9 protein-coding genes are annotated in these 13530 nt (G+C 65.8%); 4 read left to right on the top strand and 5 right to left on the bottom strand.

Annotation, left to right across the window (positions count from 1 at the left end; genetic code table 11):
- Positions 1 to 13: 13 nt before the first annotated feature.
- Both ACFWPX_RS02350 and ACFWPX_RS02345 read right to left on the bottom strand, forming a co-directional pair.
- Positions 14 to 727 carry a TetR/AcrR family transcriptional regulator gene (locus ACFWPX_RS02350; RefSeq protein WP_378925197.1) on the bottom strand — a complete coding sequence of 238 codons (714 nt, stop codon included), beginning with the start codon at positions 725 to 727 and terminating at the stop codon, positions 14 to 16.
- Positions 728 to 774: 47 nt separating this feature from the next.
- Positions 775 to 1806, bottom strand: coding sequence for an MCE family protein (locus ACFWPX_RS02345; RefSeq protein WP_378925194.1), 1032 nt, complete (start codon positions 1804 to 1806; stop codon positions 775 to 777).
- 90 nt (positions 1807 to 1896) lie between these two features.
- Between ACFWPX_RS02345 and ACFWPX_RS02340 the strand changes: the two genes are divergently transcribed.
- Positions 1897 to 2886, top strand: a complete 990-nt coding sequence (locus ACFWPX_RS02340) for an oxygenase MpaB family protein (RefSeq protein ID WP_378925192.1) — start codon at positions 1897 to 1899, stop codon at positions 2884 to 2886.
- Positions 2887 to 2956: 70 nt separating this feature from the next.
- Here the strand turns inward: ACFWPX_RS02340 and ACFWPX_RS02335 are convergent, their stop codons facing one another.
- The gene (locus ACFWPX_RS02335; RefSeq protein WP_378925190.1) at positions 2957 to 3643 is read right to left on the bottom strand and encodes a hypothetical protein; all 687 of its coding nucleotides are present in this window, start codon (positions 3641 to 3643) and stop codon (positions 2957 to 2959) included.
- Positions 3644 to 3718: 75 nt separating this feature from the next.
- A complete protein-coding gene (locus tag ACFWPX_RS02330) occupies positions 3719 to 4807 on the bottom strand; it encodes a phosphotransferase (protein ID WP_378925188.1) in 1089 nt (362 codons plus the stop codon).
- Between the two features lie 159 nt (positions 4808 to 4966).
- On the opposite strand from ACFWPX_RS02330, the gene ACFWPX_RS02325 reads away from it, so the two are divergent.
- Positions 4967 to 5365, top strand: a complete 399-nt coding sequence (locus tag ACFWPX_RS02325; protein WP_378925186.1) for a low affinity iron permease family protein — start codon at positions 4967 to 4969, stop codon at positions 5363 to 5365.
- Between the two features lie 34 nt (positions 5366 to 5399).
- Here ACFWPX_RS02325 and ACFWPX_RS02320 read toward each other — a convergent pair whose 3' ends face one another.
- Entirely contained in the window at positions 5400 to 5762 is a 363-nt protein-coding gene (locus ACFWPX_RS02320) for a hypothetical protein (protein ID WP_378925184.1), read from the bottom strand.
- A gap of 90 nt (positions 5763 to 5852) precedes the next feature.
- Between ACFWPX_RS02320 and ACFWPX_RS02315 the strand changes: the two genes are divergently transcribed.
- Both ACFWPX_RS02315 and ACFWPX_RS02310 read left to right on the top strand, forming a co-directional pair.
- Positions 5853 to 6551 (top strand): aspartyl/asparaginyl beta-hydroxylase domain-containing protein, encoded by a 699-nt coding sequence (locus ACFWPX_RS02315; RefSeq protein ID WP_378925182.1) that lies wholly within the window; start codon positions 5853 to 5855, stop codon positions 6549 to 6551.
- A 60-nt stretch (positions 6552 to 6611) separates the two neighbouring features.
- Positions 6612 to 13530, top strand: a 6919-nt coding sequence (locus tag ACFWPX_RS02310; protein ID WP_378925180.1) for an amino acid adenylation domain-containing protein, incomplete at its 3' end; no start/stop codon positions are given.

The following is a 13530-nucleotide window of genomic DNA, read 5'->3' as shown; positions in this document are numbered from 1 at the left end:
AGGCGTACGCGGGCTACTCAGAGTGATAGTTGGGAATCACGATGGCGCGTACAGCATCGACAAGCCGGGGAGCGAGCAGCGCCAGGGTTGCCGCCTCGTGATCGGCGAGGTACTGGGTGATGAGCTCGATGCAGGCCGCCACCGCAACATGGCATTGCTCGATTGTCAGCGTCGGCAGATCGGGTTCGTACCGGGTGCGAAAGTCTCGCAATGCCGGGGCGGTGGTGGTGACGAACTCGTCGATCGCTTGGTTGCGCCGAAGTCGCACTCGCGGGCCGGCCCCGAGGGCTTCGAGAAAGAACATCCGGGTAGCCGCGGGCGCGAAGGCCATCACCAGCAACAAGCGTTGCGCGTATTCGATCATGGTCTCCGGCGTGAGGGACAGGTCGTCGGTGTCATCCACGCCGAGACCTGCTTCGCCGATGAGCACCCCGACCGCCTGGTAGGCGTCGAGGAAGACGTCCTCCTTGTTGGCGTACAGCTCGTAGAAGGTCTTGCGGGAAACGCCCGCGCCTTTCGTGATGTCTTGGACGTTGGTCTGGGAGTAGCCGTGGTCGGCGAACAACTCGATCGCCGTGGCGACGACGCGGGCACGCTGTGTTTCCCGGACGTCGTCGCGGGAGAGGTCGTGCCGGTGCCGCGGCAGCGGCGTGGGGGTAGCGCCGGCGAGCAACTGCAACACGATGGCGGCGGTCGCCGGCGGCACCGTGGCATCGGTACTGCGCATAGCGCCACAGTAGTCGGTGACGGGCCGAGCCAGCGATGCCGTGATCTTCAACGACATTCTGGCGAGTGGGCGCTCCCGCCGATTCGGCTGAATGTTCCACGGGGGAACAGCACGCCGTACAGGGAGACGTCGATGCCGCACAGGTAGCCGGTGGCGTGGGTGCCATATTGGAAGGCGCCGCCGATGCCTGCCAGTACGGAGTTCAGGTCCAGGACCGCCTGGTCGAGTTTCGCGCCGTTGGTCAGCAGCAGGGTCAGTGCAAGGCTGGTGCTGTTCTGTGCCGATACGATGCGTGGCTGGATGCGGCCGAGCATGGCGGTCAACTCCGTGGTGCCGTCGGCGATCTGGGCCGTCGATGCCTGTAGAGCTTGGCCTTGGCCGGCGAGTCCACCGATGAGCGCCCTGGTCTGGGTGACCAGCGTTTCGAGTTCATCACCCCGAGCGGCCAAACCCGTCATCACCGACGACAGATTCGTGATGACGTCGGAGAGCACAGCGTCGCGACGCTGGAAGTCGCTGGCCAGGGCCGCGGCTTGAATGATGAACGCGCTCAACGACACCCCGTCACCTTGCAATGCCTGAATCAGCGTCTCCGCCATGGCGTTGACCTGCTCCGGCGCCAGGGTCTGGAAAAGTGGCTGAAATCCGTTGAGCAACCCGGAGATATCGAACGACGGTTCGGTGCGATCGAGCGGGATGGATCCGCGGTCACCCAAGGGGGCACGGGTCCCGCCGGACTCCGCGCTCGGTGCCAGGCCCACATACCGCTGCCCGATCAGGTTCTGGTACAGCACCAGCGCCTTGGTGTCGCTGTAGAGCGTCTGCTCACGCTGCACGACGAAAGTGACCGCTGCTCGATTGTGTTCGTCGAGCCCGATGCGCACGACCTTGCCGACCCGCACACCCGCCATCCGCACGTCGTCGCCCTCGTGCAATCCCAAGACGTCGGAGAACGTCGCCGTATAGGTGTTTGTTTCACCTTTTACGTTGCGGGCCAAGGTATTCCATACAACTGTCGTCACCAGGATCGATGTCAGCGCGAAGACTGCGAAGCCGATCAGCGGCCTACGGATGCTCACATCCACCACCTCCACACTCTAGAAACATGCTGTACTCTCATAGAGAGAATCATTGCGTTTCTGATTGTGTTTGTCGAGAGGAGTGGCAACGTGGCCACAAACCACACCCAGCGTGCGACCCCGCCCTGCGGGCACATCGCCAGCCGAGTGGTCGAGCAGCAGTTTCATCTGGAAGTCCCGACCACCCGGGTCGATGACGGCCTGTTCGGCCCGGGTTCGGTGTCGTGGAAGGTGTGGTCGCATCCGGCCGTGATCCCCGGGGTCATGCGCTCGTTCGTGCTGGACATGGTCGCCAGCCCGCACGGCGCCGCCGCCCTCGAGGAGCACAGCCGCTACCGGGAAGACCCGCTGGGACGGCTCAACCGGACCATGCACTACTTCCTGACTGTGGTGTTCGCCGACACCGACACCGTCGCGAAAGCCAATCGACGACTCGACCGGCTACACGCCCGCATCGTCGGAACCGAACCCATGACCGGTGGCCGGTACAGCGCCCTGGACCCCTACCTGCAACTGGGCAACCACATGCTCAGCTGGCACTCGGTCTACTACGCCTACCAGACCCTCGTCGGAGGACTCACCCCCGAAGACACCGACCGCTTCTTCCGGGAAGCAGCGATCGCTTTCGAAACCCTCGGCGTCGACGAGGACGCCCTGCGCGCTTCCGCCGCTGAGCATGGAATCGACACCGCGGCCCTGGGCGACCGTATCCCCGCCGGCCACGAGGAGTACCGCGAACTCTGGGCGGCTTCACGCCACCTGATCTGCGTCAACGCCCAAACCCGCGGCGCGCTCGAGGCGATCCTGCATCCACGAGCTCTCGACGGCAGCCTCACCAAAGCGACCCTGTTCCAGGCCTACCCGGCACTCGCCCGCGTCGGCCTGGCCCTCATTCCCCGCCACGTCCGCGCCACCTGCGGTCTGCCCACCTCCGCCACCGCAGATGCCGTTGCGCTACGAGCCGGCCGCGCCACCGCCGCGCTGCTACATCGCACCGGCGCCTATCCTCAAGTCCTGCAACGCCTCTCCCCGCACGGCTATCAGATCCAAGTCGCCGCCCTCGGCCACCCTCGTCGTTGACCGAATTGATCGACGGCGCCACCGGGCGCTGACTTCACCAGGGCAGGGAGGCGCTCGTTACCGAGCGGAACTATGGAGTCTTGAGTGGAACTCCTTGCATCACCCGGCGTTTCACCTCGCGGAAGTTCTCGATGCCGTCGACTTCGATGATCGGGGTGCCGTCGTCCGCCGTGTCCTCGACAGTGCGCAGCAGCTCCCGGTCGAAGTGCTCCAGCGGTGTCGGATCGTCGAGGTCGATTCCGTCTGGTTCGTCGTCGATCATCAGACGCGGCTGCCCGACGACCACATCGGCTTCCAGCTCACCCTCGATGGTGAAGAAGTGCTCCTCGCCGTAGAAGAGGTCGGCGAGTACATCTCCGCCGATGTAGGCGCTGCAATCGTTGTAGTCGCCGATGAGCCTGCCGACACGTAGATCGCCGTGTACTTCCAGCCACCCCGCCGTGACCACGTCCCGGGCGTGCATATCGCCGGTGACCAGCAGGTACGTTTCCGGATCGTCGTGGTCGGTGTACACGCCGTCGACGCGGAGGTTCCCGTTGACGATCAGCAGGAGCGCGCCTTCGGCGCCTAGGTCCAGATCCCCCGCGATGTGCAGATCCCCTGTCACGTAGAGGATGTCGGAGTTGTAGTTCTGGATCTCGTCGAGTGCCTCGGTGATCTGCTCGGCCTTGTGTTCCTCCCGGAAACCGTCGATGGCGGCCAGGATCTCCGCGCGGGATACCTGGTCCGCTGTGAAGCTGCGTGCATCGGCAATCATTGCGCAGAAGCTACACGTCGAGTCCGAAACTGATAGGGGCACTGGATATTCGGTCGACGTAGCGTTGTGATCCAGTCACCGGCCGGATGCCGTCAGGTCAGCAATGGCAGAGGCGGTGTCGAGGTCGGCGTAAGCGGCTGAATAGCGTTGGGCCAGCGCCAGGGCGATATCGGGGCGTTGCCAGAATTCGCCCGCGCTGGCGGTGCACAGCCACAGTGTCAGACCGTGTGCGACCGAGGCGCGGTAGCCGCGACGGACCTGTTCGGGTGTCGGTTTCTCCCTGATGGGGAGGTCCAGAGCATCGCGGTAGTCCTCCAAGAGGCGGTCCTCGGCTGCACGCCGGTCCTCGATCGTGAGCGCACCTTGCAGGAAGTAGCCGAGGTCCAGTGACCAGTGACCACGTCGGGTGACTTGCCAATCCAGGAAGCCGATGTGGGTGTCGTCGATGAGGTAGGTGTTGCCGATATGGGCGTCACCGTGCAGCAGTGTTTGCGGTCCGGAGGTGAGGCTGCGGATGTAGGGCTTCCAGATATCCTCGATCAGCTCACCGATGCTCAGCCTGGTCACCGTGGGTGGGCACTCCGGTCCGAGGCGGTCCAGCGCGGCTTGGAGCGGTGCGATCTCCATTCCGTCCCATGGTGCGAACGGTTCCAACCATTCCAGGCCGGGGTGTCGATCGAGTCGTTCGCCCCAGAAGGTGCTGTGCAGGCGCGCCAGTGCACGGACTCCGCTCGCGGCCTGTTCGATCGTGAGGGGACGGGTGGCGTCGCGAGGGTCGGCGTCTCGGAGGGCGAGGTCCTCCATGACCAGCAGGAAGTTCTCGGCTTCCTCGTCGATGAGCGCGGCGAATACGGTGGGATGCTCTATGGGCAGGGTCGCGCCGCAGCGGAAGAGGCGTGGTTCGTGGAACATGCCGCTGGTGAGTTTGATGAGTTCCCTGTGTGCTGGGTCGGCGGCCTTGACGAACACCGAAGCCGGGCCCTGCTCCGCACTGTCGTAGGTGAGGGCGAGTCGGGCCCGCCGATTGGTGCCGTCGTCGCGCAGTGCGATTTCGACCGTGGCGACCCGGACACCTGGGTGGTGGCTGTTCAGTGCGGTGGTCATCCATTGTGGGGTGATCTGGTCCCAGTCGAGGGGGATCGGCAGATGCTCGAGGGTCAACATGGATCCTTCGCTTCGAAGCGTAAATCAGCTTCTCTCAGGGGAGAGGAAGGTTCTCAGGTTACTCGAAAACGTAATCCTGCGTCCAGAAGCTCCGCGCACCCACCCGAATTTCCATTCGCGGGCTCCGCTATCCGATGGGCTGAGACTAGAATTCCGGTGATGGAGCGCCGTAGCGAGGCCGCACGAAGTCGTGGTGGAGGTGATCGCCGATCGCCGTTCGACCGGTTTGTCGAGCAGGCCGAACTGCGCGTGAGTCAGGCTCCGTTCTTCTTCATCTGTACCGGGATCGTTGTGGTGTGGTTGATCAGTTTGCCGTGGTGGACGGACCTCAAGATCTGGCAAGCCGCCATCCATACCGTTGCGAGCGTTTTCACGCTGATGTTGGTGGTGCTGCTCGAAAACGCCGGCCGCCGCGCGAGCGAGGCCGCACAAGAGAAGCTCAATGTCATCGCCGAGGCGCTGGCCGCGCTGCTGGCTTCATCCGCGTTCGACGATCCCGAGCTTCGGACGGCTGCGAATCGGCTGCGGGAGGCTGTTGGGCTCGAAGAACGGCACTGACTCCACTGGAGCCAGCGATGTTCGGCGGTTCAGATCAGGTTTGCGACTGATCTGGTTTCGTGTCCGGGTCTACCTTGTCGGCGCGCTCCCACTCCTCGTTCAGGTCTGCTCGCGAATCGGCCGCGTCGGTGCGGTGCACGTTCGCCTGCTGGGCGAGCTGGTCGGCCTGCGCTGCTTTGGCCTCGCTTTCTGCCTTGGCCGCGCGGCTCCTGGCGGCGATCTCCTCCGCCCGCGCCTGTCTCTGACCGACCTCGAATTCCTGTTCCGCCGCGTGGTCGCGGATGCCCTTGGCCTCGACTCTCTGGTGTTCACGCTGTTTGCGCATCAACAACCAGGCGCCGACCACGAGCACAACGACTACCGCCACGACGATCACGATCACACTGGTGGTGCTCATCCTTCTGCTCCTCGCACCCCCTCTCATCCTAACGCCAGTTGACCTCCCCGGAACCGAGGAAATAGCCGCCACGCGCCATAAACTCGCTGTATGCATCCGATGCTGTTCGCGCTCAGTCAGCTGCCGTTGCGGTGCGTCAACGCTGCGCTCGACCTGCATGTCGGCGGGAGCCGCCGCGAGGTGTTCTTCGACATCGACGAGACCTACCCGGCTCTACGGGAGATCGACCGCAACGCCGACAGCATTCGCGCTGAGCTCATGCCATTGCTGTCGGACTGGGAGGACCTGCCGGAATATCACGTCGTCGACGCCGCGCAAACGCGCATTTCGTCGTCGACGCCGCATCGCTGGAAAGTGTTTCTGCTGTACGCGATGGGGGAGAAGCCGGCCGTCAACCGGCAGCGCTGCCCGCGGACCTGTGCGGTGATCGATGACATCCCAGACTTGTTCCAGGCCTTCTTCTCGATCCTGGAAGGTGGCAAATCGATCCCGGCCCATTGCGGCCCATATCGCGGCTACCTGCGCTATCACCTGCCGCTGGTCGTGCCGGCCCACAATCCGCCGAACATCCGGGTCAAGGACATCACCCATACCTGGCGTGACGGGGAAAGCATCCTCTTCGATGACAGCTGGGAGCACGAGGTCCACAACGACGCGGCCGATCTGCGGGTGGTCCTCATCGTCGACGTGCTGCGCCCGATGCCGTTCCCCTTCCATGCCGTGAATCGGCTGGTCAGCGTGTTCATCCGCTACCTGTATGGCCGGGGTCTCGTGAAGAACCTCCGGTGACCACCACATCGTCGGACAGGAAACTCGACTCGGTGAGCCAACTGGAGGAGACTTTCCTGAATGGTATTCCTCGAAAAATGGTCTGCCCCGAATTCTGAACACCCTCAGAAGCGTGTGCAGCCCAGCTTTCACGCCGAGGAAGTACCGCCAGGGGCTTTTCCGCTCTCGCCGGCCCAATATGGGATCTGGTTCGCCCAGCAACTCGCACCTGAGGTGCCGTTCTGTATGGCCCACTATGTGGAGTTGCACGGAGAACTGGATCCTGAGCTCCTTCGCGAGAGATCCACGGTGGCCGGTCGTGAGTTCCAGTCGCCCTTTCTTCGCCTGATCGAGGTTGATGGTCGGCCGTTCCAAATCGTTGACCAATCGCTCGCTCACCCGATGGGCTTCATCGATTTCCGCGGCGAGCGCGACCCGGTTGCGGCAGCACACAACTGGATGCGGCAGAACTGCGCGGCACCGTTCGACCTTTTTGTCGATCGCTTGGGCACGATCTCGATCTTGCAGGTCGGCGACTCCGATTACCTGTGGTACGCAAGGGTTCACCACATCGCGTTGGACGGTTTCGGCGCGGCGGCGATGTTCAGTCGAGCTGCGCAGCTCTACACGGCCGCGTTCGAGGGCAGGGACGCCGAGCCGAACAAGGCAATGGATCTGCGTACCGTGTTCGAGCTGAATCGGAAGTACCGCGCCTCCAGCCGGTTCTCCGCCGATCGGGAGTATTGGGCGGAGCGAATCGCGGGCCTGTCGGACTGGGGCACACCGGAATACGAGACAGTTCCCGATGCTGTCCGAAACATCGTCGAGAGCGCGCCGCTGTCGGACACCACAGCCGCGCGCCTCGAGGACTCCGCGAGCCGGTTCGGTGCGACGTCGGCAGCCGTGGCACTCGCCGGAATCGCCTTGTACCTGTCCCGGATGGCGGGCAGCGACGAGATCCTGGTCAGCATCCCGGTCTCCGGGCGAACAACCGCTGCGCTGCGTCGTTCCGGCGGCATGCTCGCCAACGTCGTCCCCCTGCGACTGCGGGTGCGGCCCGAGGACTCGGTAGGCGAGCTCGTGCAGCGAGTGCAGGGTGAGTTGATCGGCGCGTTGCGTCACCAGGGTTGTGGCATCGAGGACATCCGCCGCAATGCCGGCGCCACCGGCACCGCTGCTCGATTCTCCGTGCCGCAGGTGAACGTGATGCTTTTTCCCTACGAGATCAAGGTCGGCCCGGTCGTCGGGCAAATCCACATCCTCAGCCGGGGACCGGTCGGAGATCGACTGATCACCATGTACCAGAACGCGACACCGGCGAAGACCGTCGTCGAAATCCGCGCGAATCCACATCGGTACCGAGACGACGAGGTACGCACTCAGCACACGCAGATCGTCGACCTGCTCGGGGAGTTCATCGCGACGGATGCCGGCACCGTGGTCGGGACGATCCATGCAACCAGTGCGCGCGTGGGAGAACGCCTGCACAGGAAGAACTCTCAGTTGAACTACTGGAGGCGTACGCTCGCCGCGCTGCCCGGGTTGGCGTTGCCGACCGACCGGCCGCTCCCTGCACGACGGTCGCTGCGGGGTGCGCGGTACGAATTCTCGATCGGCGCCGACGTGCACCGGCGGATCGCGGCCATGGCGCGGGAGTACCGGGCGAGTGTGTTCATGACCGTGCACGCGGGGTTCGCGGTGTTGCTGTCGCGGTTGTGCGGCAGCTCCGACGTCGCGGTGGGCACGGCGGTAGCCGTGCGTGGGGAGGCCGTCCTCGACGAGGTGATGGGGACGTTCGTCAATACGTTGGTGTTGCGCACCCCGATTCGCGGTGCCACCTCGTTCGGGGAACTGCTCGAGCTGGTCCGCGACGTTGATCTGGGCGCGTTCGCCCATGCGGAAGTGCCGTTCGAGCGAGTGGTCGAGGAGCTCGCGCCGGTCCGGTCGACGACGCACGCACCCATGTTTCGGGTGGCCATCGACTGCCGGAACACCGCCCGGCCGGTTCTGGAGTTGCCGGGATTCCGGATCGAGATGATCGGGGTCGATCCGGGAAACACACCGGTCGATCTGCAACTGACTCTGGCCGAGCGGTTCGACGAGGACGGCGCACCGGCGGGCATGGCTGCCGAGTTCAGGTATGCGACAGATCTGTTCGTCCCGGCGACGGTGCGCAGCTTCGCCGACGGCCTCGTGCGGGTCCTCGACACTCTCACCTCCGATCCAGACCTCCCGGTCGGTGCCATCGACCTCCTCGATGGCGCCGACCGGCAATTGATACTCGGTGACTGGAATGCCACCGACCATGCGGTAGGCGACGATCTGACGTTGGTGTCCTTGTTCGACGCGCAGGTTGTGCGCACGCCGGACAACATCGCGGTGGTGTTCGAGGATGAACGCTTGTCCTATGTCGAATTCGGTAGGCGGGTCAACCGACTCGCCCGCAGGCTGGTTGTCGAAGGTGTGGGACCGGAGACCCTGGTCGCCGTGATGATGCGGCGGTCGATGGACATGGTTGTCGGCCTGTACGCGGTCCTCGCGGCGGGTGGAGGGTATGTGCCGGTCGATCCGGATCAGCCCGCCGATCGGGTGTCCTACATTCTCGACACGACCGATCCGGTGTGTGTGCTCACCAGCGAACTGGAACGGGTCGAGGTCGCGGGAAGCAGGCCTGTCCTGGCCGCCGACACCCTCGATGTCTCGGCGTATTCGACTGCCCCGCTCTCGGATACGGACCGGATCTCACCACTGCGGCCCGGAAACACCGCGTACGTGATCTTCACCTCCGGCTCCACCGGGGTGCCCAAGGGCGTGGCACTGAGCCACGCCTCGATCGTGAACCGGTTGGTGTGGGCGCAGGCCGAGTACCGGCTCGACCACACCGACGTGGTGTTGCAGAAAACGCCGATCACCTTCGATGTGTCGGTGTGGGAGTTGTTCTGGCCACTCCACACCGGAGCGCGGTTGGTGATCGGGGCACCACACGGGCATCGGGACCCGACCTATCTGACGCGGATCATCGACACCGAACGGGTGACGACAGTGCATTTCGTACCGTCGATGTTGACTGCCTTCGTCGCCGAGCCGGTCGTGGAGTTGCCGAAGCTGCGGTATCTGTTCGCGTCGGGCGAGGCATTGTCGGCGCAGGTGGCGCAGCAGGTACGGCAGCGGATGCCCGCCGGGTCGGTACACAATCTCTATGGACCCACCGAGGCGGCGGTGGACGTGACGTTCCACGAGGTGACCGACGAGGATTCCGCCGCGGTGCCGATCGGTGCGCCGGTCTGGAACACCCGGGTCTACGTCCTCGATGACCGGCTACAACCGGTGCCGGTGGGCGTAGTCGGCGAGTTGTACGTGTCGGGAGCGCAATTGGCGCGGGGCTATCACCGGCATCCGGGATCGACGGCGATCCGTTTCGTGGCTGACCCACGCGGACAGCCCGGTGCGCGAACGTACCGGACCGGGGACCGGGTGCGCTGGACCGGGGACGGGCAGCTCCAGTGGGTGGGGCGCACCGATTTCCAAGTGAAGGTCCATGGCTACCGAATCGAGCTCGGCGAGGTCGAGGCGGCGTTGTTGCGATGCGACTCGGTCGCGCAGGCGGTGGTGATCGTCCGTGACGACGGGAGCGGGGACCGCCTGATCGGGTACGTCGTCCCCGAACCCGGTGCGGTGGTGGCCGTGGATGCGGTGAAAACCTCTCTGAGGCAGTGGTTGCCGGATCACATGATGCCTGCGGCGGTGGTGGTGCTCGACGAGTTCCCGCTGTCTCCGGCCGGGAAGCTGGATCGGGCGGCGTTGCCCGCCCCGGACTTCACCGCGGCGGGAACCCGGTTCCGGGCGCCGTCGACACCGAGGGAAGAGCTCGTGGCCGGTGTGTTCGCGCAGGTCCTCGGCGTGGATCGGGTCGGGGTCGACGACAGCTTCTTCGCTCTGGGCGGGGATTCGATCATGTCGATCCAGGTGGTGACGCGAGCGAAAGCCGCGGGGCTCGTGTTCACCGTGCGGGAGATATTCGAACATCGGACCGTGGCCGCGCTCGCCCGGGTCGCCGTGCCGGGCGGCGGCGCGGGCCCGGTGCCGACCGAACTTGCCGGTGGCGGGGTCGGTGAGGTGGCGCTCACCCCGATCCTGGGATGGCTGTTGGAGCGCGGCACCGGTTTCGACCGGTTCTCGCAGGCGGTGCTGCTGACCGCGCCGGCCGGGCTCGACGGTGACACGCTGGTCCGCACGGTGCGGGCGGTGCTCGACCGGCACGACATGCTCCGGGCCACGCTTCGCCCGGACCCTGGAGCCGGGATCGGTTGGGTAGTGGAGGTCCGGCCGGTCGGGGCAGTGCCCGCGGACCGCTTGATCCGTCGGGTGTCGGTCGAATCCACGATCGGGGAAGCGTTCGCCGCGACCCTTGCCGCCGAGCTGGACGCGGCGACGGGCCGACTGGACCCGAGCGGCGGGGTGATGGTGCAGATCGTGTGGTTCGATCCCGAAACCACTGGTGATGCAGGCATTTCCGGTGGCAGGGTGCTGCTGGTGGCGCACCATATCGTGGTCGACGGGGTGTCGTGGCGGATCCTGATCCCCTCTCTCGCGGCCGCCTGGTCCCGGATCGCGGCGGGCGCGGAGCCGGAGCTGGGCCCGGTCGGCACCTCCATGCGCCGGTGGGCGCACGGGCTGGTCGAGGCCGCGCACAGCCGGGAGCGGGTCGCGGAACTCGAGCTGTGGACAGCCATGGTGACCGGGCCTGATCCGGTGCTGGGGTCGCGGCGGCTGGATCCGGCGTTGGATCTGGCCCCGACTGTCGACACGGTCACCGTCGATCTGCCGCGCGAGGTGACCGAGACACTGCTGACCACAGTGCCCGGTAGGTTCCACGGCACCGTCGACGACGGGCTGCTGGCGGCACTGGCGTTGGCTCTGACGAAGTGGCGGCTCGATCGCGGCGTCGATACCCGCGAGACGCTGATCACCATGGAGGGACACGGTCGTCAGGAGCAGGTGGTTCCGGGCGCGGACCTGTCGCGGACGGTGGGCTGGTTCACCACGATGTCCCCGGTGCGAGTGAACCTGTCCGGGATCGACGTCGACGACGCTCTGGCTGGGGGCGCGGCCGCCGGGGCGGCGATCAAAGCGGTCAAGGAACAACTCCTGGCGATCCCGGATCACGGCATCGGCTTCGGGCTGCTGCGTTACCTCAACACCGACACCGGCCCGACGCTGCGACAACTGCCCGACCCGCAGATCAGGTTCAACTATCTGGGCCGGATCGCTGAGGTCCCCGAGCAGCTGCGCGGGACGGGCTGGACCCCGGCGGACGAGGTCGGTGAACTCACCGCCCCGCCGGACCCGGAACTGCCCGCGGCAGCCGTGCTCGACATCAACGCGATCGTCACCGATACGCCGGAGGGTCCCCGGCTGCGGGCGCGGTTCGGGTTCCCGACCGGGATCCTCACCGCCGAGGAGGTCACGGATCTGGCCGGGGTGTGGCGTCGGGCGGTCACCGCGGTGACCGTGCACGCGGCCGCACCCGGGTCCGGTGGGCACACCCCGTCGGACTTCCCGCTGGTGCACCTCGAGCAGTCGGCGATCGAGGCGATCGAGGCGCGGTTCCCCGGGCTGGTCGAGGTGTGGCCGCTGACGCCGCTGCAGGGCGGGTTGCTGTTCCACGCGCTGCTGGCGGAGCCGTCGGTCGACGCGTATCTGGTGCAGCTGGTGCTCCACGTCCACGGCCCGCTGGATCTGGGTCGGCTGCGGGTGGCAGTGCGGACGCTGCTCGAACGTCACCCGAACCTGCGGGCCGCGTTCACCCAGGACCCGGGCGGAGCATTCGTGCAAGTTGTGCCGGACCGTGTCGAGGTACCGCTGCGCGAGATCGACCTGACCGGGTTCGAGATAGGTAGCAGGGAGCAGGAACTCGACCGGATTCTCACCGCAGACCGGGGTGTCCGGTTCGACACGGCGACCGCCCCACTGCTGCGGTTGCTGGTCGTCACGACCGCCCCGGACGAGCACCGGCTGATCTGGACCAACCATCACATCCTGCTCGACGGTTGGTCCAACCCACTGCTGCTCAGGGAACTGCTGAACCTCTACAGCACCGGCGGGGACCCCGCACTGCTGCCGCCGGTGCACCCGTACCGCGACTACCTGGCCTGGCTGAAACGGCAGGACCCGGACGCGTCGCGGACCGTGTGGGCGGCGGCACTGGCCGGACTCGAGGAACCGACCCTGCTCGTCCCCGCCGACCGGGGCAGGCAGTTGTCGGCGATCCCTCACGACACCCACCTCACTCTGACCGAACCGCAGACCCACCGGATCGAGACGCTCGCTCGTGAGCGGGGAGTCACCGTGAACACCGTCGTCCAGACTGCCTGGGGCATCGTGCTCGCCGCCCTGACCGCACGCCATGACGTGGTGTTCGGTGCCACCGTGTCGGGGCGCCCCCCGCAGATCCGCGGCATCGAGGAGATGATCGGGTTGTTCATCAACACGGTGCCGGTCCGGATCACCCTCGATGACCGCGAAACCCTCGGCGGATTGCTCGATCGGGTCCAAACCGAGCAGGTCGCGCTGCTGGGGCACCATTACCTCGGATTGAGCGAGATCCAACACGCAGCAGGTCCCGCGGCCTTTTTCGACACCCTGACGGTGTTCGAGTCCTACCCGATCGACCGGGTAGGACTGCTCGAGACCTCCGATGTCGCCGGCATTCAGATTGTCGACGTGACCGGCCACGATGCCACCCATTACCCCCTCACCCTCACGGTCTTCGTCGACACCCGGCTGCACCTGACCCTCAAATACCTCCCCGACCTGTTCGTCCCGGCGACGGTGCGCAGCTTCGCTGAGTGCCTTGTCCGGGTCCTCGACACCCTCACCACCGATCCAGACCTACCGGGGGGGGGGGGGGGGTTGCGCCACGCGCACCCCCCACCCGCCGAGAGCGGCGCAGAGCGCTCACGACCCCCACACAACAACAAAGCAGACGCCGCCACCCGCG

This window comes from Nocardia sp. NPDC058518 (assembly GCF_042719655.1).
Classification (GTDB): Bacteria; Actinomycetota; Actinomycetes; order Mycobacteriales; family Mycobacteriaceae; genus Nocardia.
This window is presented reverse-complemented; position numbering and strand designations above follow the sequence as displayed.

Coding starts and splice junctions, on each gene's coding strand:
- ACFWPX_RS02350 (WP_378925197.1), bottom strand. CDS start 727: ATGCGCAGTACCGATGCCACGGTGCCGCCGGCGACCGCCGCCATCGTG.
- ACFWPX_RS02335 (WP_378925190.1), bottom strand. CDS start 3,643: ATGATTGCCGATGCACGCAGCTTCACAGCGGACCAGGTATCCCGCGCG.
- ACFWPX_RS02330 (WP_378925188.1), bottom strand. CDS start 4,807: ATGTTGACCCTCGAGCATCTGCCGATCCCCCTCGACTGGGACCAGATC.
- ACFWPX_RS02325 (WP_378925186.1), top strand. CDS start 4,967: ATGGAGCGCCGTAGCGAGGCCGCACGAAGTCGTGGTGGAGGTGATCGC.
- ACFWPX_RS02320 (WP_378925184.1), bottom strand. CDS start 5,762: ATGAGCACCACCAGTGTGATCGTGATCGTCGTGGCGGTAGTCGTTGTG.
- ACFWPX_RS02315 (WP_378925182.1), top strand. CDS start 5,853: ATGCATCCGATGCTGTTCGCGCTCAGTCAGCTGCCGTTGCGGTGCGTC.